This is a genomic window from Pseudomonas sp. lyk4-TYG-107 (assembly GCF_030209055.1).
Classification (GTDB): Bacteria; Pseudomonadota; Gammaproteobacteria; order Pseudomonadales; family Pseudomonadaceae; genus Aquipseudomonas; species Aquipseudomonas putida_A.
Window position 1 is genome coordinate 55,975 of the sequence record NZ_JARVST010000030.1, and the last position, 18,732, is coordinate 74,706.

The 18,732-nt window shown below is 59.1% G+C and carries 19 protein-coding genes and 1 tRNA gene; 7 read left to right on the forward strand and 13 right to left on the reverse strand.

The annotated features are described in order from the left end of the window. Window positions 1-20: 20 nt before the first annotated feature. Window positions 21-971: a GlxA family transcriptional regulator gene (locus QRN61_RS24155; RefSeq protein ID WP_285375843.1), complete on the reverse strand. Its 951-nt coding sequence runs from the start codon at window positions 969-971 to the stop codon at window positions 21-23. 220 nt (window positions 972-1,191) lie between these two features. Between QRN61_RS24155 and QRN61_RS24160 the strand changes: the two genes are divergently transcribed. Beyond that, window positions 1,192-1,914 carry a pirin family protein gene (locus QRN61_RS24160; RefSeq protein ID WP_097088717.1) on the forward strand — a complete coding sequence of 241 codons (723 nt, stop codon included), beginning with the start codon at window positions 1,192-1,194 and terminating at the stop codon, window positions 1,912-1,914. 51 nt (window positions 1,915-1,965) lie between these two features. On the opposite strand, the gene QRN61_RS24165 is transcribed toward QRN61_RS24160, so the two are convergent. Beyond that, window positions 1,966-2,454 carry a hypothetical protein gene (locus QRN61_RS24165; RefSeq protein WP_256578446.1) on the reverse strand — a complete coding sequence of 163 codons (489 nt, stop codon included), beginning with the start codon at window positions 2,452-2,454 and terminating at the stop codon, window positions 1,966-1,968. A 171-nt stretch (window positions 2,455-2,625) separates the two neighbouring features. Further along, complete coding sequence (locus QRN61_RS24170) at window positions 2,626-3,501, reverse strand: LysR family transcriptional regulator (protein WP_285375844.1); 876 nt, start codon at window positions 3,499-3,501, stop codon at window positions 2,626-2,628. Between the two features lie 109 nt (window positions 3,502-3,610). Here QRN61_RS24170 and QRN61_RS24175 point away from each other — a divergent pair, with 109 nt between their 5' ends. The 3 genes from QRN61_RS24175 to QRN61_RS24185 all read left to right on the forward strand — a co-directional run bounded on the left by QRN61_RS24175 (window position 3,611) and on the right by QRN61_RS24185 (window position 6,915). Then, a complete protein-coding gene (locus QRN61_RS24175) occupies window positions 3,611-4,801 on the forward strand; it encodes a YbfB/YjiJ family MFS transporter (RefSeq protein WP_285375846.1) in 1,191 nt (396 codons plus the stop codon). Between the two features lie 61 nt (window positions 4,802-4,862). Beyond that, window positions 4,863-5,861, forward strand: a complete 999-nt coding sequence (locus QRN61_RS24180) for an NAD(P)H-quinone oxidoreductase (RefSeq protein ID WP_285375847.1) — start codon at window positions 4,863-4,865, stop codon at window positions 5,859-5,861. Window positions 5,862-5,970: 109 nt separating this feature from the next. Further along, window positions 5,971-6,915 carry an alpha/beta hydrolase gene (locus QRN61_RS24185; RefSeq protein WP_285375849.1) on the forward strand — a complete coding sequence of 315 codons (945 nt, stop codon included), beginning with the start codon at window positions 5,971-5,973 and terminating at the stop codon, window positions 6,913-6,915. Here the strand turns inward: QRN61_RS24185 and QRN61_RS24190 are convergent. Continuing rightward, window positions 6,912-8,723: an ABC transporter ATP-binding protein gene (locus QRN61_RS24190; RefSeq protein WP_103367631.1), complete on the reverse strand. Its 1,812-nt coding sequence runs from the start codon at window positions 8,721-8,723 to the stop codon at window positions 6,912-6,914. The two genes, QRN61_RS24185 and QRN61_RS24190, sit on opposite strands and share 4 nt — an antisense overlap. 202 nt (window positions 8,724-8,925) lie before the next feature. Between QRN61_RS24190 and QRN61_RS24195 the strand changes: the two genes are divergently transcribed. Beyond that, entirely contained in the window at window positions 8,926-9,339 is a 414-nt protein-coding gene (locus QRN61_RS24195) for a VOC family protein (protein WP_097088705.1), read from the forward strand. A 57-nt stretch (window positions 9,340-9,396) separates the two neighbouring features. On the opposite strand, the gene QRN61_RS24200 is transcribed toward QRN61_RS24195, so the two are convergent. From QRN61_RS24200 to QRN61_RS24220, 5 genes are all read right to left on the reverse strand, one after another. Beyond that, on the reverse strand, window positions 9,397-9,726 hold the full coding sequence (locus QRN61_RS24200) for a hypothetical protein (protein ID WP_007961262.1): 330 nt from the start codon (window positions 9,724-9,726) through the stop codon (window positions 9,397-9,399). Between the two features lie 106 nt (window positions 9,727-9,832). Then, window positions 9,833-10,861, reverse strand: coding sequence for an RNA 3'-terminal phosphate cyclase (rtcA, locus tag QRN61_RS24205; RefSeq protein WP_285375852.1), 1,029 nt, complete (start codon window positions 10,859-10,861; stop codon window positions 9,833-9,835). Between the two features lie 8 nt (window positions 10,862-10,869). Then, the gene (locus tag QRN61_RS24210; protein WP_285375854.1) at window positions 10,870-11,658 is read right to left on the reverse strand and encodes a nucleotidyltransferase domain-containing protein; all 789 of its coding nucleotides are present in this window, start codon (window positions 11,656-11,658) and stop codon (window positions 10,870-10,872) included. A 14-nt stretch (window positions 11,659-11,672) separates the two neighbouring features. Beyond that, window positions 11,673-12,899 (reverse strand): RtcB family protein, encoded by a 1,227-nt coding sequence (locus QRN61_RS24215; RefSeq protein WP_027611573.1) that lies wholly within the window; start codon window positions 12,897-12,899, stop codon window positions 11,673-11,675. Between the two features lie 335 nt (window positions 12,900-13,234). Continuing rightward, window positions 13,235-14,782 carry an RNA-binding protein gene (locus tag QRN61_RS24220; protein ID WP_285375855.1) on the reverse strand — a complete coding sequence of 516 codons (1,548 nt, stop codon included), beginning with the start codon at window positions 14,780-14,782 and terminating at the stop codon, window positions 13,235-13,237. 204 nt (window positions 14,783-14,986) lie between these two features. Between QRN61_RS24220 and rtcR the strand changes: the two genes are divergently transcribed. After that, the gene (gene rtcR, locus QRN61_RS24225; RefSeq protein ID WP_285375856.1) at window positions 14,987-16,594 is read left to right on the forward strand and encodes an RNA repair transcriptional activator RtcR; all 1,608 of its coding nucleotides are present in this window, start codon (window positions 14,987-14,989) and stop codon (window positions 16,592-16,594) included. 350 nt (window positions 16,595-16,944) lie between these two features. After that, complete coding sequence (locus QRN61_RS24230) at window positions 16,945-17,205, forward strand: hypothetical protein (RefSeq protein WP_150369115.1); 261 nt, start codon at window positions 16,945-16,947, stop codon at window positions 17,203-17,205. A gap of 31 nt (window positions 17,206-17,236) precedes the next feature. On the opposite strand, the gene QRN61_RS24235 is transcribed toward QRN61_RS24230, so the two are convergent. From QRN61_RS24235 to ihfA, 4 genes are all read right to left on the reverse strand, one after another. After that, entirely contained in the window at window positions 17,237-17,659 is a 423-nt protein-coding gene (locus tag QRN61_RS24235) for an RDD family protein (protein ID WP_150369117.1), read from the reverse strand. A gap of 267 nt (window positions 17,660-17,926) precedes the next feature. Beyond that, window positions 17,927-18,003: transfer RNA gene (locus QRN61_RS24240), tRNA-Pro, on the reverse strand. A gap of 88 nt (window positions 18,004-18,091) precedes the next feature. Beyond that, complete coding sequence (locus QRN61_RS24245; RefSeq protein WP_003179985.1) at window positions 18,092-18,448, reverse strand: MerR family transcriptional regulator; 357 nt, start codon at window positions 18,446-18,448, stop codon at window positions 18,092-18,094. Beyond that, window positions 18,429-18,731 carry an integration host factor subunit alpha gene (gene ihfA / locus QRN61_RS24250; protein WP_002553164.1) on the reverse strand — a complete coding sequence of 101 codons (303 nt, stop codon included), beginning with the start codon at window positions 18,729-18,731 and terminating at the stop codon, window positions 18,429-18,431. Before ihfA ends, QRN61_RS24245 begins: the two co-directional genes overlap by 20 nt. Window position 18,732: the final 1 nt, after the last annotated feature.

The following is an 18,732-nucleotide window of genomic DNA, read 5'->3' on the forward strand; positions in this document are numbered from 1 at the left end:
GCACAACGGACAGAACCGCTCTAGCTGAACTGTTCGCGGTATTGCACAGGGGTAAGGCCGAGTTTTTCCGCGAACAACAGACGCATGTGCCGAACACTGCCAAAACCACTCTTGTAGGCCACGGTTTTCAAAGGCAGGTCAGTGGCTTCCAAAAGATTTCGTGCGCAGTCGATACGCGCACTTTGCAGGAACTCCATCGGCGTCATATTGATGTCGCGGACAAACGTCCGCGCGAAGTGCCGTGCACTCATGTTGGCCAATCCTGCCATGCGCTCGACAGTGAACACTTCGTCGAGATGGTCCAGGACGTAATTCTGTACTCGGGTGATCGGTGTTTCCTGAGGCGCCACCGCCGCCATCAAGGGGCTGAACTGCGCCTGTCCGCCTTGACGTTTCATCACCACCAGCAGCACTTTGGCGACGTCCTGGGCCAACTTCTTGCCGTGATCCTGCGCCACCAGCGCCAGCGCCAGGTCGATGCCGGCCGTGACCCCGCCAGAGGTGATCAGATTGCGATCCTCAATGAAAATCTGGTCGGTGGCGACGCTCGCCTTTGGAAATGCCTTGATCAGGCGTTCGGTGTAGTTCCAATGAGTGGTCACCCGATAGCCGTCGAGCAACCCGGCATGGCCGAGCACGAAGGCGCCGGTGCAGATCGAACCATATCGCTCGGCACAGGGCACGGCCGCTTTCAGCCAGGCCAGCAACGCCGGGTGTTTTTCGTTGTAAGCCCCCGGCCCTCCTGGCACCAGCAGCAAATCGTAGCGCTCAAGGGCTTGTTCGATATGCCGGTCGGTGTGTACCAGCACACCGTTGGACGCACGCAACGGCCCGCGCTCGGTGCCAAGGGTCGTCAGCTGATAGTGCGACTCCGGTTTCAAATAGCGATTGGCCACCGAAAACACTTCCAGCGGCCCGGCCATGTCGAGCAGCAGAAAGTCGGGGAACAACACCATGGCCACGGTTTTCATGGGGTACACATCACTGATAATCAAAAGTAAGCGGACAGGACAGGCTGAGCATTATGGCCAACTGCGGCACAGTCGTCGGAAAAAAATACGTGATCGAGCGCACACAACTGTCAACCAGAAACGGACAGTATTTCAATTTCCATCTACTTATTACCCCGCAGAGTAAACAGTAATCTTCTCCTCACTCGGACGAATTCACGTCCCCCAAGGAGATTTCATCATGCTGACTCTTCGCAAAGCCTCCGATCGTGGCCTCGCCAATCATGGCTGGTTGAAGTCGTTCCACACCTTTTCCTTCGCCAGCTACCGCGACCCGCGTGAACAGGGTTTTTCCGACCTGCTGGTGATCAACGATGACCGCGTTGCCGCCGGTAAAGGTTTCGGCCAGCACCCGCATCGTGACATGGAGATCTTTTCCTACGTGCTCGAAGGCGCACTGGAACATAAAGACACGTTGGGCACCGGCTCGGTGATCCGCCCTGGCGACGTACAACTGATGAGCGCCGGCAGCGGCGTGGCGCACAGCGAGTTCAACCATTCGGCCACCAAACCCGTGCACTTTTTGCAGATCTGGATTGTGCCGGAGATCAGCGGCGCCAAACCGCGCTATCAGCAGGAGCACTTCAGTGCGCAGAAAAAACGCGGTCGCCTGCAACTGATCATCTCGCCGGACGGCAGCGATGGTTCGCTGACAGTGCGCCAGGATGCGCGGGTTTACGCCGGGTTGTTCGACGGCAAGGAAAGCGCCACCCTGAAACTGTCCGCCAACCGTTACGCCTACGTGCATGTGGCTCGCGGCAGTGTTGAACTCAACGGCCAGTTGCTGCAGGAAGGTGACGGCGTGCGGGTTCGCGAGGAACAGGCGTTGACCCTGAGCAATGGCGCGGATGCAGAAGTGCTGGTGTTTGACCTGCGTCCGCAAGAGCTGCCGCAAATGCCATGAGGCAGGGTTTCCAAAGCCAACAAAAACGGCCTTCGATTGAAGGCCGTTTTTTTATTTTGGCAACACCGGTGATGGCTGCTCGGCAGGCTTGGCTGCGCCGACTTCTTTGCCCGCCTGAACCGCCGCCAAGGTTGTTTGTATCGCTGCATACAGGTTGGCCTGACTGGCGAAATAGCCGCCCACGACAATACTGACCACACCAAACAGATGCACAGCCGTTGCCATCCAGACGTTGGCATTCACGGAACCCGCCTTTTTGAGCGCCTCTTTGGACTCGATGGCAATGCCTTGAATCATCGAGTCGTAGCGTTTATCTCGCTCACACTGGATGCGCTCATTCGCCTTGTCTCGCTCTGCCTGGGAGCAAAGGAACTCTCGGATATCTGCGTGCACTCGCTCTACCCGAGCATCCATCCTTGCCTCGATGGTCTCGATCCTGGCGTTGAATTCTTCACGGCTGATAGCGTTCATGATTTGTGTATTACGACCTTTGCTCAATGTGTCGAAGCTTTGATATTGCTCGAATTCCCTGGCTTTCAATCCGATCCCCTTCCCTGGGTTAGCGATACCTTCTCTGGCGCACCGATTTCCTGGCGCTGCGAGTTGCATCAACCTTAGGACTGGCGCTCCAAGCCCACAAGCCGGCAGATTCTGCTGTGGATGTAGGGCGTTTCGTCAGACGCTGTAGCTTGTCCAAAACGCTTTGAGCCGTCACTCATTCTCCAGTGCAAACGCCTCGACAATCTGCTCAATCACCGCCCTGACCCGTGCGGTGTGGCGCAAGTCCGCGTGGGTCACCAGCCAGACCTCATACGGTTGCGGGCGATTGCGCTCCGGCCAAAGCCTGATCAGGCCATCGCGCTCGCCCATGTATACCGGAATTTCTCCTACGCCCAGGCCGGCCGCAATCGAGCGGCGTACCAACAGACTTGAACTCAGGCTGGCGACAATCCGTCCGCGATGCAGCGGCTCGCAAACCAGCGTCATGTCCTTGTGCGTCTGCAAATACGGCTGGTAGACCACCAGGTCATGGCCTTCGAACGCCGTACCCGGCGGCGGGATGCCATGGGCGTCGATATACGCCTGTGAAGCGAACAATCCCACGGGCCAGCGTGCAATCCGCCGCGCGATCAGATCGGGATTGTCAGGCCGGGTATTGCGCACAGCGATGTCCGCCTCGCGCTTGGCCAGGCTAAGAATCTGCGTGGAGGCGTCCAGTTGCACACGCACGTCCGGGTGCAGCGCGTGCAGGCGACTAATGGCCGGAATCAGAAAGTCGATGGCCAGTGAGTCGGTGGTGCTGACGCGTACGGTGCCGGTCAGACGATCATCCAGGCCCTGAATCTGCCGCTCAAGTTCCAGCGCCGAATGCTCCATTTTTTCCACGCTTTTGAGCGCGGCCTCGCCGACTGCGGTCAATGCGTAGCCGTCGGAGGTGCGCAGGAACAAGGTCGCGCTCAGGGACTTTTCCAGCGCCGTGATCCGTCGCCCGACAGTCGCCTGATCCACCCCCAAAACCCGCGCTGCGCCGCGTAATGTCGATTCCCTGCATACCGCGAGAAATACCCGCGCATCATCCCAGTTCATACTGCCCGCCCCATGCAAATTTGCATCACTATAAAGCCGAATCGCTGCATTACCGCAGCAAAGATAGCCGATATTCTGAGCGCCATAGACCTTCCTCAGGATCGCTGTCATGCGTACATCAACCTCAGCCTTACCGATTTTCTCGGGACTCTGCGCCAGCCTGGTCGGCATTGGGCTGGCGCGTTTTGCCTACACACCGCTTATTCCCTCGCTGATTCAGGCGCAGTGGTTTTCTGCCAATGACGTGGTCTACCTCGGCGCAGCCAATCTGGTCGGCTATCTGATCGGCGCCCTGCTCGGCCGGCCGATCGCGCGGCAACTGGGCAATAAAAACGCTCTGCGACTGATGATGCTGCTGGTCACCGCAGCGTTTTTTGCCTGCGCATTTCCGTTGTCGGTGAGCTGGTTCTTTGGCTGGCGATTGCTGTCGGGGATTACCGGCGGCGCGATTATGGTGCTTGTGGCGGCGACTGTTCTGCCCCACGTGCCGGCATCCCGCAAGGGACTGGCCAGCGGTGCGATTTTTCTCGGTATCGGCTTGGGCATCGCCGCCTCCGGAACCATCGTCCCGCCCTTGTTGAATATGGGCCTGCACGCCACCTGGCTGGGGCTGGGCGGATTGTCCTTGTTGCTGACCGCTATGAGCTGGTTTGGCTGGCCTGTTGATCTACCGTACCCGACCGCCACTCCCACAGGCGCTGCGGTTGAGCCAACCCCCTCCGCCGTCTATTTGCTGTTCGGCCAATACGCCTTCATGGCCGCAAGTCTGGTGCCGGCCATGGTGTTCCTGGTGGATTACGTGGCTCGCGGGCTCGGTGCCGGGGCGCAGATTGGTGCACTGGTTTGGGTGATGTATGGCCTGGGCGCAATTGTCGGCCCGGTAAGTTACGGCTTTCTCGCGGACCGGCTTGGCGCGCGGATGGGCATCCGGCTGGTATTGGTGGTGCAGGCGATTGCGCTGGGACTGCTGGCGGTTTCCCACTCTTTCATGGCGTTGGCCGTGCTGGCAGTGATCATCGGTTCATTCCCGCCCGGCATCGTCCCGCTGGCCTTGGCCCGCGTGCATGAACTGGTGCCGGATCACCATCGCCAGCAAATCGCCTGGAGCCGCGCCACCGTATCGTTTGCCACGTTTCAGGCGCTGGCCGGATTTGCCTATTCGGCGCTGTTCAATGCCACGGGCGGTCAGCACGCAATGCTCTTCGTGATCGCCGCAGGGGCGATTGTCGTGGCGATTTTGTTGGAGCACGCCCTGAAATGGCTGCCCTCAGCGACTGAACCACGCGTCTGTGAAAATTGAAGGGAATCATTGCCTGCGGGCTGCGCTCCCATCTTCAGAACCTCAAGCAACAGGAATCGACATGACTTTGCCCAACGAAATGACCCGGATCGAAATCACTCAACCCGGTGGCCCGGAAGTCTTGCAAGCCAAACGCGTGCCGTTACCGGTCGCCGCAGCCGGTGAAGTGCTGATCCGCGTGCATGCCGCCGGGATCAACCGCCCCGACGCCCTGCAACGGGCCGGCAAGTATCCAATGAAGCCGGGGATGAATCCGATCCCCGGTCTGGAAGTGGCCGGCGAAGTAGTGGCGCTGGGTGCCGGTGTCAGTCAGTTTGCCGTCGGAGACAAGGTCTGCGCGCTGACCAACGGTGGCGGTTACGCCGAATACTGCAACGTCCCGGCCGGGCAAACCCTGCCGATCCCCGATGGACTGGATTGGGTGCAGGCCGCCGCTATCCCGGAAACCTTCTTTACCGTGTGGGCCAACCTGTTCGGCCTCGGCGACGCCCAGCGTGGTCAGCGCGTGCTGATCCACGGCGGCACCAGCGGCATCGGCACCACCGCACTGATGCTGTGCCGCGAACTCGGCATCGAAGCCTTTGCCACCGCCGGCAGCGTCGATAAATGCGCAGCGATCAGCAAACTGGGTGGGCAGCCGATCAATTATCGCGAGCAGGATTTCGCCACGGTCATCGCCGAAAAAACTGCTGGCCAAGGCGTTAACGCGATTCTCGACATCATGGGCGCTTCGTACCTCAACGGTAATGTCAGCGCGCTGGCGATGGATGGCCGGCTGGTGATGCTGGGCTTTCTCGGTGGCGGCAAGGCCAACGACATCGACCTGCTGGCGATCATGGCCAAGCGTGCGGTGATCACTGGCTCATTGCTGCGTGCGCGAACCGCTGAGGAAAAGGCCGAAATTGCCGAGCAACTGCGCGAACACGTGTGGCCGGCGCTGGCCGCCGGACGCTGCCTGCCGATCATCGACAAGGTTTATTCGCTGAACGATGCGGCCCAGGCGCATGCGCGCATGGAAGGTGGCGACCACATCGGCAAAATCGTTCTGCGCGTGGGCTGAGCCGCAGCATTTTGTAATCGTTGCGAGTAGACGGTGGTCGAAAAACTCACGCGCAGACCGAGCCTTCTGGTAAAAAGCCTTCTTTGTCTGCGCTGTGGTGAACCGTTTAATGTTCCTGTCCTTCATGACCCGTTTGCGTCGTCGCCGTCTGGCGTTCGCCTGCATGGCTGCGCTGATCATTGGCGTGCCGACGAGTTGTGCGGTGCTCGAACACACCGAGCGCAAACTGCTGTTTCGCATCGAACCGGGCACGGCCGGCTGGTATCACGGTTTGCCGGGCAGCGTGCAGGAACTCGACTTGCAGCCCAAGAGCTTCAAGGCCGGGCAGAATATTCATGCCTGGTGGTGGCCCGCAGAACGACCGAACGCTCCGGCGATTCTCTATCTGCATGGCGTGCGCTGGAACCTCACCGGACAGCTGTTCCGCATCGAGCAATTGCGCGCGGCCGGCTACTCGGTACTGGCCATCGACTACCGTGGTTTCGGCCAGAGCAAGGGCGATCTGCCTTCGGAAAGCAGCGTGTATGAAGACGCCCGTGTGGCGTGGGAGCGCTTCAAACTCCTGCAGCCCGACCCGAGCAAGCGCCTGATCTACGGCCACTCACTGGGTGGCGCCGTGGCTATTGATCTGGCCGCCGAACTCGGCCAGGACGCCGCACGGGACAAGACACCGCTGCCGGTCAAAGGTCTGGTGATCGAATCGACCTTCACCTCTCTCGCCGACGTGGCTGCCGCCGTGGCCAACACTTCGCTACCAGTGCGCTGGCTGCTGTCGCAGAAATTCGACTCCATCGACAAGATCGCCGAGATTCACATGCCATTGCTGGTGGTGCACGGCATGGCCGACGCATTCGTGCCGCCACGTTTCAGCGAGCAACTGTTCAACGCCGCCCGACAACCGAAACGACTGCTGTTGGTGCCGGGTGCCACCCACAACAACAGCATGGCGCTGGGCGGGCAGAATTATCGCAAGGCGATCGATGCGATGATGCAGTCCAAACCCGCGCCGCGCGTGGCCGGCCCAGCATTGGTGCGCAGCGCGCAGGATTCCTAGCGATAGCCGCGAGCCTGCAGATCGAACAGCTTGGCGTAGTGCCCGTTTGCAGCGATCAGGCTGTTGTGATCGCCCTTCTCCAGTATCCGTCCGCCCTCCAGCACCATGATCTGATCGGCATTGCGCACACTGGAAAAGCGATGGGAAATCAACAAGGTCATGCGCCCTTCGGTGTGCTGGCTGAAATGCTCGAACACTGCCGCTTCCGCTGCCGGATCCAGCGCCGAGGTCGGCTCGTCGAGAATCAGGATGTCGGCATCGCGGCGCATATAGGCCCGAGACAAGGCAATCTTCTGCCATTGCCCGCCCGATAACTCCTGACCGCCAGCAAACCAGCGGCCCAACTGCGTGGCATAGCCACGGTCGAGACCTTCAATGAACGGCGCGGCCATGCCTTCGGCCGCTGCGGCCTGCCAGCGCGATTCATCGTTGAACGCCGAGGTATCCCCCACGCCGATGTTTTCGCCCACGGTGAACTGGTAGCGAATGTAGTCCTGAAAAATCACGCCGATACGCCGCCGCAATGTGTTCTCTTCCCAATCCTGCAAATCGCTGCCATCAAGCAGAATCCGCCCCTGATCGGGCCGATACAGGCGCGTCAGCAATTTGATCAGCGTGGTTTTGCCTGAGCCGTTCTCCCCCACCAGCGCCACACTCTTGCCCGGCACCAGGTGCAGGTCGATGCCTTCCAGTGCTGCACGGCTGGCCCCCGGATAGCGGAAACCGACGTTCTCAAAACGCAGGCCATCACCCGGATGCGCGCCGACGGTGAGATGACCGCAATCAGCCAACACCGGTTCGGCCAGATACTCATACAGGCTCGACAGGTACAGACCGTCCTCATACAAACCGCTGATCGCACTCAGGCTGCTGCTGACCGCACTCTGCCCCTGCTTGAACAACACCAGGTACATGGTCATCTGACCGAGACTGATATTGCCGTGCACCGCATCGATCACCACCCAGGCATAAGCCAGATAGAACGCCCCTGTACCGAGCAAGCCGAGACCGAAACCCCAGCCATCACGACGCAATGTCAGGCGCCGATCCTCGGCGTAGAGCTTGGCAAAAGTGTCCCGATAACGCTGCAGCAGCAACGGCGCAAAGCCGAACAGCTTGACCTCTTTGATGTAGGCCTCATGGGACAGCAAGGTTTCGATGTAATTTTGCTGCCGACTCTCCGGGGCCCGGCGGGTGAACAGGCGGAAAGCGTCGCCGGAGAAATGCGCCTCGGCAAAGAACACCGGCAACGCGCCGATCACCAGCAACAGCAGTGCCCACGGCGAAAAATGCACCAGCAGCACACCGAAGCTGATCAACATGATCAGGTTCTGGATCAGCCCCAGCGACTTCATCACCAACGCCAGCGGCCGGGTCGAGGCTTCGCGGCGCACGCGCACCAGCTTGTCGTAGAACTCGGAGTTCTCGAACTGCACCAGCGACAGGGTCTGCGCCTTTTCCAGAATCAGCGTGTTGACCTTCTGCCCCAACTGCACCCTCAACAACGACTGCTGCACCGAGAGCGCCCGTTGCGTACCGGATAACAACGCCAGCACGCCCGCCTCCATCAGCACATAACGCAACACCGGCCACAGGGGTGCATCGCCCTGTTGCGCGTGCAACTGCATCGCCGTCACCACCGCATCGACAATGCGCTGACCCAGCCATGCGGCCAGCGCCGGCAGAACGCCGGCAATCAGGGTCGCCAGCACCAACCCCAGAAACAACCCGCGTGATGTCGCCCAGACCAGCAACAGGGCGCGCCGGGCCTGATCGAACAGGGCGTTGAAGCGGGAAATCAAAGGCATGGCAGAACAAGCTCAATAGGTCGTACAGGGTGTCATGGTACTCCGCAGGTTTTATCCGTGCTGAAGCGCGGCGTTTTCAGAAGAAAAACATCTGGAAAAACTCTGGCCGTTGCGGCGTCCAATGCTTTGCTATGGTTTAACCGCCTTTCGCGGAACCTGGCGAACATCGCCTCTCTCCGCGCCTACTGCCAGGAACGCCATCATGCGAATCAATCCCTACCTGATCTTCAACGGCAACTGCCGTGAAGCCTTCACCTTTTATGAGCAAGCGCTGCAAGGAAAACTCGAAGCAATCATGACCTTCGGCGAAACACCCGCCGCCGAACACGTACCGAAAGAGCACCACAACCTGGTCATCCATACCTGCCTGAAGGTTGGCGACCAGATGATCATGGCCTCGGACACCACGCCTGACCGGCCGACCGGGGGTATGAGTGGTTGCTCGATTTCACTCAACGTCGACAGCATTGCCGAAGCCGAGCGGGTGTTTAATGCACTGGCCAAGGACGGTCGCGTCGATATGCCGCTAGAGGCGACTTTCTGGGCCGCCCGGTTCGGTATGCTGGTCGATCGCTTCGGCGTGTCGTGGATGGTCAATTGCGAGACTGACAAGTAACGCCGACGTTTCGTCAGGCATGAAAAAGCCCAACCTCTTCAGGTTGGGCTTTTCGATTTATCGCTGGGCCAGCTCATGCCGCACGCATTGTTCGTAATAGGTCTGCTTGACCGCTGCAGGTTTGAGCTTCGACGTGCTGTTGTAGGTCTGCTCGGTAATCCCCATTGCCGTCATGCGCATCCACGGTTGCTGGAACTTGCGCACCTGCAACTGCTTGCGCGCGCCGTACAACGAGATCCCCGAGAGCTTCGACTGTTGTGCGCCGGCGGCGATGTCCGAGCCCCACGTACAGGCAAACCGGTGACTCTTGCTCAACTCTCTCGCTTCAATGGCCGAAGCGAAAGCAGCCAGGGAAAGCGTTGCAACGGTTATGACAATCGTCCGCATATAGCCAACCTAACCTTTTGAAAAAAGGCGATTTTGCCGGGGAAGCCCAAGCCTGGGGGCCAGCAAATTGCCGCATTCGCGAGATTGATCCGGGCTTGCGACGTGGTCAGCGACCGTTGCGGACCTCAACCCGCAGACGCTCGGGGCCCGCTTCCGAGCATTCAATAGTGACCGGCAAGAAGCGCTCGATCACCGCGATGTTGCTGTGCAGATGCTGGGTCATTCTTGGGGTAGTGAATGATCCGCCACCGGCCAGCGCCATCGGCAGCAGCAACTGGTCGGCGAGGTGTTCCGCCACCGCAGCGTCACTGCGTAACCAGTCTGTCGCCTGATTGATTGCGCTATCAGCTACCTTCTCCGCCCGTAACAACACCTGGCCAAAGGCACTGAAGACTTCGGTGACCTGCTCGAACACGTACTCCAGTAACAGCACGTTACCGGGGCCACGCGCCGGGTCGAGCGTGATCGGATGCAAAGTTTCCGCTGCCCAGCGCAAGCGTTTCGCCACCTGATTCAGTTCACGCTCGGCGACGCTCGGTGCGAGACCGGCCGTCAGCGCCAAGGCTTGCTGCGACAGCAGCGCCCCACGCTCACACAGGTCCAGCGGCTTCAGTTGCGACGGCTGCACCGTGACGTCGATCTCACCGCCACCGGCCGGGACAAAGCCGTGACGCAGCAGATCCAGCTCAATGCCGGCACCCATGCGCCGCATCAACGGCAACCAGCTGCGCGTAAGGAAATCGACAGGCGGCGCCAACGGATTATGCGTACCGCCGCTGATCCGTACGCGACTTGTGCCCGGCGCCTGCAACAGCGCCGGCAGCAATGTCTGCAACACCAACGTGCAACTGCCGGCCGTGCCGATCGCAAACCGGTAATCACCCGAACGAATCGCTCCCGGCTCGAAAAACAGCGCCTGCGAGCCCAGTTCCGCTCCCGCGATCCGTGCGCCGCAGACTTCGGCGGCCGCAATCACCGCCGTCAAATGCTGACGCAGCAGTCCCGGCCGACTGCGGCGGGCGCGAATCTGTTTAATGCGAAACGCCTGGCCCGTCACCATCGACAGGCTCAGCGCGCTGCGCAACACCTGACCGCCGCCAATCGCGCCGTCCAGTTCAATCACTTGCGGTTCCATTTCAATCCTTACGCATACAACCTGACGATGTCCCTGAGGTAGTCATCCAGTCGTCGCGAGTCTTCCTGAGTTCTGAGTAATGTGGGCACATCGCGTTCGAGTTCGGCATTGATGAACCTGTGCAGCGCCGGACGACGCGGGCCGTAGGCGCGCTCGTCGGCATTGCGTTTGAGTGCCAGCAGTTCGTCGACTTCAGCCAGCAGTGCCCGGTCGTCGATTGTGGTCAGCAGGTCGGCGAAGGTCATCGGTGGACGCCCACGCCCCTGATCGATCCAGCGCACCGCCAGCAACGGCCGCAGCACGTAGAAGTACTTCTTGAACCGTACGCTGTCGCCTTGCAGGTACTGGCGAAAGTTGTTTTTCGCCATCGACAGATAGTGGTTGCGGGCTGCCGGCGGGCTGTAGAACGCTTCGGCCAGCTCCCGCAGTTGCGCAACCTGCGCGCTTTCGCTGCGGTACACCAATGGCGAGTCGAGCCACTCCAGCAACGTCGGATTGGACTTGCGCAACAACCCGAGGGTCTTGCGCAGTTCCCAGCCGCTGACGTCCAGCTCATCGTCCAATGGCCGCTCGATCACCGCGCGCGGCGTGTCGACCTGAACGAACCACTGCGGTTTTTCCACGTACACGAACCGTACGTCGTAGTCGCTGTCGGTCGAGGCAAAGCCCCAGGCCCGACTGCCGGACTCACAGGCGTACAACACCGTGACATTGCGCTCACGCTCTATACGCGCCAAATCTTCCAGTACCCGCGCACGCATCGTGGCGCACAGCGGGTGGCGTTCTGCAAATTCCATGACTGCTGATCCTTTTATCCTTTGACGCACACCACTTGCCGCAGGGTGTGCAGCACTTCCACCAACTCGCGCTGGGCGTGCATGACTTTGTCGATGTCCTTGTAGGCCATCGGAATTTCGTCGATCACCGCTTCGTCCTTGCGGCACTCGACATGCGCCGTGGCGCGGATCTGGTCTTCGACGGTGAATGTATTCTTTGCCTTCGTTCGGCTCATGGTGCGGCCGGCGCCGTGGCTGCAGGAGCTGAACGACTCTTCGTTGCCCAGGCCGCGCACAATGAAACTCTTGGCGCCCATCGAACCCGGAATGATCCCGAGTTCACCTTTCTTCGCCGACACCGCGCCTTTGCGGGTGACCAGGATTTCTTCGCCGAAATGCCGCTCTTTCTGCACGTAGTTGTGGTGGCAGTTGACCGCTTCCAGCGCCACCTCGAACGGTTTGCGAATGATCTGGCGCGTGGCCTGAATCACCGCGCGCATCATCAATTCGCGGTTCTGTCTGGCGAAGTCCTGCGCCCAGCTCACCGCTTCCACGTAATCATCGAAGTGCTGGCTGCCTTCTTCGAAGTACGCCAGGTCACGATCCGGCAAGTTGGCGATGTGTTGCCGCATATCCGCCTGAGCCATCTGAATGAACAGGTTGCCAATGGCGTTGCCGACACCGCGAGAACCACTGTGCAACATGAACCAGACCCGGTTGGCTTCATCCAGGCACACTTCGATGAAGTGGTTGCCGCTGCCGAGCGTGCCCAGATGCCCACGGTTGTTGGTGTTGGTGAGTTTCGGGTACTTGTCGGTGATCAGTTTGAAACGTGGCTGAAGCCCCGCCCAGGCCTGATCGGCTTGCTGCGGAATCTCGTCCCACGCGCCCTTGTCGCGCCGAGAACGGTTCGAACTGCGGCCATGGGGCACCGCTTGCTCGATGGCGCTGCGCAGACCCTGCAGGTTGTCCGGCAAGTCGGCTGCGGTCAGCGACGTGCGTGCGGCGATCATGCCGCAACCGATGTCCACGCCGACGGCCGCAGGGATGATCGCGCCCACCGTCGGAATCACGCTGCCAATAGTCGAGCCCTTGCCCAGATGCACATCCGGCATCACCGCCAGATGCTTGAAGATGAATGGCATCTTTGCCGTGTTCATCAGTTGCTCGCGGGCCTCGTTTTCCACCGGGACGCCTTCAGTCCAGAGTTTGATCGGCTTGCCGTTGGCGACTTCGAGCAGTTGGTAAGTGTGTGCTTTCATTTCTCTATTCTTTATTCGTTGGCCGATGATTCGGCGTTGTTCCGTCATGTGCAGCGACAAAAAAACAGACACTGTGGCTCTGCCAGTCGAGCCCCCGTTGCCGGGGCGGGATTCGAACCCGCGTTCCGATGGAGTACCTGTTGCATTCGCTGCCTTCTTTTTCAATAAGGTGGCACGACAAAAGTTGATGACTGTTGCGCGTCGCCGCGCACCGGGGTTAACCGGCCTCAGATGTACAGCCATCAGGCATTCGTGCCGTCACACACGCTGACAAGGGTTTGATGAGACGTCTTGGATGTAGTCCCACCGGCATTCAGCGCCTGTGACAAATCAATTCATTGCATCTTCTCGATCGCTTCGACCCAGTGCTGGGCACCGTAACGACCGCTGGTGAACTGCTCGACCACATCGAACACCGCATCGCTGAAACCGCCGACATTCAGAATGTCATCGCGATCCGCCGCCTGCGTTGCATAACCCGGCTGGATATCGATGCACACCAGCCGTGCCTGCGGGTTGATCCGCTTGATGCGCTCCCACTGCAGCATGGTCTCACTGGCACCACGGCGCTGCGTGTCGATCCAGGACTCGTTGTCCGATACCAGAATCAACGTATCGACCCTGGCCTTGCTGTCCGCCAGTTTCTTCAATGGCGCCGAGCAGTTGGTGCCGCCGCCAAAGGCCTTGGCCAGTTTCTCCGCATTGCTGATCACGCTGTCCCGTGGGTTGAGCTTGATATCCACCACCTTCACTTCGAACGGCATCACCCGCGCCGCCGGCTGTTTGCGCAACACCGCTGCCGCGACCAGTGCCGCCACATCAATGCAACGCACTGCGGTGGTTGCACCCTGACGATAACCGGTCGCCGGGCTGCCCATTGAACCCGATACGTCCGGGCAAACCACCACCGCGCCTTCAAGCTTCGGCACGTTGGCCAGCGACAGCTCAAGTGCATCCTGCAACGCCTCGCGGATCTGCGGCGGTACGTTATCGCCAACCATCCGATAGGCCGCCAGCAACTGGTATGGATAAACCCGCGCCTTTGCCACTTCTTGCGGATCTGCAAGTCGCGCTGCCACGTAATCGACGCAACCCGGAACCTCGAACGCGCCATGCCGCGCCAGGGTGTTGAGGTTGATGCGCAACCCCTGCCAGCCCATGTTGCAGGCCTGCGCCGCCCATTGCTCTTTGCTCAGAATTTCGTTGCCGAGCAGTTGAAACGGTACCGCGGGGACTTCGCAACTCGCACCGCTGCGAAATGCCAGCAAATCACGGGTCAACTCGGGCAATGCCTGCACATCCACCGGTTTGCCGATCAGCCAGGCGAAGAACGCTTCGCGCCAGGCCTCAGCCGGCTTTGGGTGAACCATCTTCACCACGTCCGCCAGCGATGGCTGGTTGCCAATCGACGCTTGTAGCAGTTGACGTTCGGTCGCGCCGTTCAGCCAGTTCTGCACCAGACGCTTGGGTTGCGAACCGAGGGATTTGCGCCCGGTGGCGCCACTGCGCAGGATCTGCACGTAGTTGCGCAACATCTTGCCGCTGTCGATCACTTGTTCAAACACCTCAGGTACCAACGTCGAACGGTTCGCCGTCAACGCCGCGAGCAACAACGCCGGCATGTCTTTCATGTGGCCCTTATGGCGAGCGTAGACAGCAGCCTTCGCCACGAAACGGCTGTCGAGTTCAGCCACCAGCTTCAACACTTGATCCAGCTGGCTTTCAGCGCTGGCGTAAAACGTCTGGTTCAGGCAACCGGTGACCGCCAGTTGAGCCAGTTGATGCTTCGGCGTGTAGGCATATGCCGAGGCGCCGGAGGCATTCAAAGTGTCGCAGGCTGGCAGCTGTTTCGATTGCGTGTTGAAGAGTTTGAAGTTGGCCATCGTGGCGTCTCGCTGTGTTGTCCTGTTCGTTGCGATAGATATTGCAGCGGCTGTGCCAGTTTTTGAGAGGCGCAAAATTTATTTTTTATCTTATTGATTTATATAGTTTTTTTATTTTTTATCGGTTTCTTTGAACTGAACCGAAGACAAACCCAGCGTGAGAAATCTATCATTTGATATCGTCATTTATCTTTTGAGATAGCCATGCCCAACAAACGCACCGTCGCCATCGGTTTTATCGGCGCCACCCTGGACCGCGTTGGCAAAGGCGCCAATCGCTGGAGCCACTGGCGACCGAGCGTTGGCCTGTGCCAGCAACCGGACGTGTTGATCCATCGTCTGGAACTGATTCACGGTATCGACGCGCGCGACATCAGCCTCGCTGAACGGGTTCGCACCGATATCCAGCAGGTCTCGCCGGAAACCGAGGTACACCTGCACCCCATGTCACTGCGCAATCCGTGGGATTTCGAAGAGGTCTACGGCGCGCTGCATGACTTCACGACGGCCTACAGCTTCGATACCGAGCACGAGGACTATCTGGTTCACATCACCACCGGCACCCACGTCGCGCAGATTTGCTGGTTCCTGCTGACCGAAGCACGCTATCTGCCGGCGCGCCTGATCCAGACCTCCCCCGCCCGGCGCAAAAGCGAAGATGAACAAGCCACCGGCACTCACGCGCTGATCGATCTCGACCTGTCGCGTTATGACCGCATTGCCTCGCGTTTCGCCAACAAACGCCTCGAGGGCCTGGAGTTCTTGAAGTCCGGCATCGCCACCCGTAACGCGGCGTTCAACCGCTCCATCGAACAGATTGAACGCGTGGCCGTGCGCTCCAAGGCGCCCATGCTGCTGATCGGCCCGACCGGCGCCGGCAAATCGTTTCTCGCCCGACGCATCTATGAACTCAAACGCAGCCGCCATCAAATGCAGGGCCGGTTTGTTGAGGTGAACTGCGCCACCCTGCGGGGCGACGGTGCGATGTCGGCTCTGTTCGGTCACGTCAAAGGCGCATTCACCGGAGCGCAGAACGCCCGCGACGGCCTGCTACGGGCAGCGGACGGCGGCATGTTGTTTCTCGATGAAATCGGTGAGCTGGGCGCGGACGAACAGGCGATGCTGCTCAAGGCTATCGAAGAAAAGCGCTTCTTTCCGCTTGGCTCCGACAAGGAGGTCGACAGCGACTTCCTGATCATCGCCGGCACTCACCGCGATCTGCGCAGCCGCGTCGCCGAAGGCCTGTTCCGCGAGGATCTGTACGCACGCATCAACCTCTGGACATTTGATTTGCCCGGCCTGGCCGGCCGCCGCGAAGACATCGAGCCCAACATCGATTTCGAGCTCGAACGTCACGCTCGCGATCACGGCCAACTGGTGCGCTTCAACCTCGAAGCGCGCCGACGCTACCTCGCCTTCGCCAGCTCTCGGGAAGCGGCATGGCTGGGCAACTTTCGCGAACTGTCAGCGTCGATTACCCGGATGGCCACGCTGGCGGACAGCGGACGAATTGATGAGGCGCAAGTGCAGGAAGAAATTGATCGACTGCGTTATGCGTGGGGACTGGCGCAAGCGGACGGCGTGTCGGATGACCTCCCGGGAGACGCCGATAGCCTCGACCTGTTTGATCGACTGCAATTGAAAGCGGTGCTTGAAGTATGTCGGCAAGCGGACAGCCTGTCGGATGCCGGACGCAGACTGTTCGGCGTATCGCGCCAAGCCAAGGTGCAGCCGAATGATGCAGATCGCTTAAGAAAATACCTGAGCCGCTTCGGGATTGAATGGGCCGACTTGCAAGGCCGTAAAACATAGCGCCCTCGACTGGGGCACACAGCTTGCACGAAAGCAGATGCATTCATAAGCTCGACATTCATTGCCGTCCACCCGAAAAATAACGCCCCATGAGAGCACTACAACTTGAGCGAGCTTTTTGATTTCCTGGCGGCACTCGTCGCTTACGATGACTTCAGATCAAGGCGCCGCAGTAATCGTGTGTTTTCGCGGCGGTTTGTCGCGGTCATGTTTGTGGTCGGCTTGATAGAAATCCTTCTACTTTCACATTGGGCCGGGTATCTGTGACTTTACCGCTCGTCCAACGGCCAGCACCTTAGGCCTGTTCATGCCTCCAAAGAGTTACCCACATCGCGCGGAAGACTCAGATCATGAACAAGTCGATTGCAACCCTGACGCTTGCAAGCCTGCTGTTGACTGGCGCGTTCTTCACGCAGACCAGTTCGGCAGCAACACCGACGGCCTCCTCCGGCACAAATCAAGCGCAAAGCTCAGAGTCCAACGAGGAAAAAGCCAATAAAAAAGGCGAAGAAGCGTCAGGCTCAAACTCCGGCGCCGAACCGCAAGAAACGCAGAAGGACGCCGCAACCTCCAGTGACTCGGAGGATATTCAGCAAGATTCGAAACCTTAACACCTGGGCGACTGCCGTCGCCCCACTTGACTCACCTGACACGAATCACAATTGTTGACGCAAGCATGTCGCCCAGGCGTTTGCGCGAGCCAAAGAAGATGAAAATCCAGTCGAGGATGTTCAGAAACGGCGTTGTGATATTGCGTATGAACGATTGATACAGATTGCAGTTCAAGTAGCTACGCTCATCAATCACCGACATCCCCAGCAGCTTTTTACCCAGGCTTTGCCCGTTGGGCATTGCGTCGGAAAACAGGTAATACGCCACACCCGTACCAAGAGCCAGGACAGCCACCACATTTGGCGGCAAACCAATAAACTCCGACAGCCGTCCTACGAAGAGGATCAAAAAGTAGGTGATCAACGTATCGATGATCTGCCCACCCCAGCGACGGCCCAGCCCGGCAAGATTTTTCGGCTTTTGATATTCACTGCTGGTATTGCTGATGTCCATGCGCCTTCGCTCGATCGGAATTTAGATGACTGAGTATCGGCAACCGTCAGCCAATATTTAATGGAGCTTCAGGGCTGGCTGCATCGACCGGGCGACCGACCAAATCCCATCGAGACTGCGCAAGAATCAGCGTGTACCAAGAGCAATAATCACAAACGGCACTGAATAACAGTGAATCTTCCGGGGCGCTTTGTGCAGTTTTTTGCGCGGACACAAAAAAGCCGATCTAGATGATCGGCTTAAGTGTCTGATTTTACTCAGGAATAATGGTCGGGACGGAGTGATTCGAACACTCGACCCCTAGCACCCCATGCTAGTGCGCTACCGGACTGCGCTACGCCCCGACTGGTTTGAAACCCGCCCCTCGTCTCGAAGAGCGCTCAAGAATATATCGCAAGCTTTTGAAAACTGGAAGTATTCAAACGCAGCTTTTTATTTCTTGAGCACCACCAGTACATCTTCAAGCTCAGCGATCATCTGGCGGATCATTTGCTTGTATTGGGTGGTGTCGTCTTTGGCTTCATCACCGGACAAGCGCAGACGCGCGCCGCCGATGGTGAATCCCTGATCGTAAAGGAGCGCGCGGATTTGCCGGATCATCAGCACATCCTGGCGCTGATAATACCGGCGGTTTCCGCGGCGTTTGACGGGGTTGAGTTGAGGAAACTCCTGCTCCCAGTAGCGCAGCACGTGTGGTTTTACCGCACACAGCTCGCTGACTTCACCAATGGTGAAGTAGCGTTTGCCCGGGATGACGGGTAGTTCGTCGTTATGACTTGGTTCCAGCATAAGCCTCAACTCGGGCCTTCAACTTCTGCCCTGGACGAAAGGTGACCACACGGCGAGCCGTGATCGGGATTTCTTCCCCCGTTTTCGGGTTGCGGCCAGGCCGCTGGCGTTTGTCCCGAAGGTCGAAATTGCCGAAACCGGACAATTTGACCTGCTCGTTGTCTTCAAGAGCGTGCCTGATTTCCTCGAAAAACAGTTCAACCAATTCCTTGGCTTCCCGCTTGTTCAGGCCCAGCTCTTCATACAGACGTTCCGCCATCTCAGCTTTCGTCAAAGCCCCCATA

Coding starts and splice junctions, on each gene's coding strand:
- QRN61_RS24170 (WP_285375844.1), bottom strand. CDS start 3,501: ATGAACTGGGATGATGCGCGGGTATTTCTCGCGGTATGCAGGGAATCG.
- QRN61_RS24180 (WP_285375847.1), top strand. CDS start 4,863: ATGACTTTGCCCAACGAAATGACCCGGATCGAAATCACTCAACCCGGT.
- QRN61_RS24245 (WP_003179985.1), bottom strand. CDS start 18,448: ATGCTGGAACCAAGTCATAACGACGAACTACCCGTCATCCCGGGCAAA.
- QRN61_RS24195 (WP_097088705.1), top strand. CDS start 8,926: ATGCGAATCAATCCCTACCTGATCTTCAACGGCAACTGCCGTGAAGCC.
- QRN61_RS24200 (WP_007961262.1), bottom strand. CDS start 9,726: ATGCGGACGATTGTCATAACCGTTGCAACGCTTTCCCTGGCTGCTTTC.
- QRN61_RS24215 (WP_027611573.1), bottom strand. CDS start 12,899: ATGAAAGCACACACTTACCAACTGCTCGAAGTCGCCAACGGCAAGCCG.
- QRN61_RS24185 (WP_285375849.1), top strand. CDS start 5,971: ATGTTCCTGTCCTTCATGACCCGTTTGCGTCGTCGCCGTCTGGCGTTC.
- ihfA (WP_002553164.1), bottom strand. CDS start 18,731: ATGGGGGCTTTGACGAAAGCTGAGATGGCGGAACGTCTGTATGAAGAG.
- QRN61_RS24210 (WP_285375854.1), bottom strand. CDS start 11,658: ATGGAATTTGCAGAACGCCACCCGCTGTGCGCCACGATGCGTGCGCGG.
- QRN61_RS24220 (WP_285375855.1), bottom strand. CDS start 14,782: ATGGCCAACTTCAAACTCTTCAACACGCAATCGAAACAGCTGCCAGCC.
- QRN61_RS24235 (WP_150369117.1), bottom strand. CDS start 17,659: ATGGACATCAGCAATACCAGCAGTGAATATCAAAAGCCGAAAAATCTT.
- QRN61_RS24190 (WP_103367631.1), bottom strand. CDS start 8,723: ATGCCTTTGATTTCCCGCTTCAACGCCCTGTTCGATCAGGCCCGGCGC.
- QRN61_RS24160 (WP_097088717.1), top strand. CDS start 1,192: ATGCTGACTCTTCGCAAAGCCTCCGATCGTGGCCTCGCCAATCATGGC.
- QRN61_RS24175 (WP_285375846.1), top strand. CDS start 3,611: ATGCGTACATCAACCTCAGCCTTACCGATTTTCTCGGGACTCTGCGCC.
- QRN61_RS24230 (WP_150369115.1), top strand. CDS start 16,945: ATGAACAAGTCGATTGCAACCCTGACGCTTGCAAGCCTGCTGTTGACT.
- rtcA (WP_285375852.1), bottom strand. CDS start 10,861: ATGGAACCGCAAGTGATTGAACTGGACGGCGCGATTGGCGGCGGTCAG.
- QRN61_RS24155 (WP_285375843.1), bottom strand. CDS start 971: ATGAAAACCGTGGCCATGGTGTTGTTCCCCGACTTTCTGCTGCTCGAC.
- rtcR (WP_285375856.1), top strand. CDS start 14,987: ATGCCCAACAAACGCACCGTCGCCATCGGTTTTATCGGCGCCACCCTG.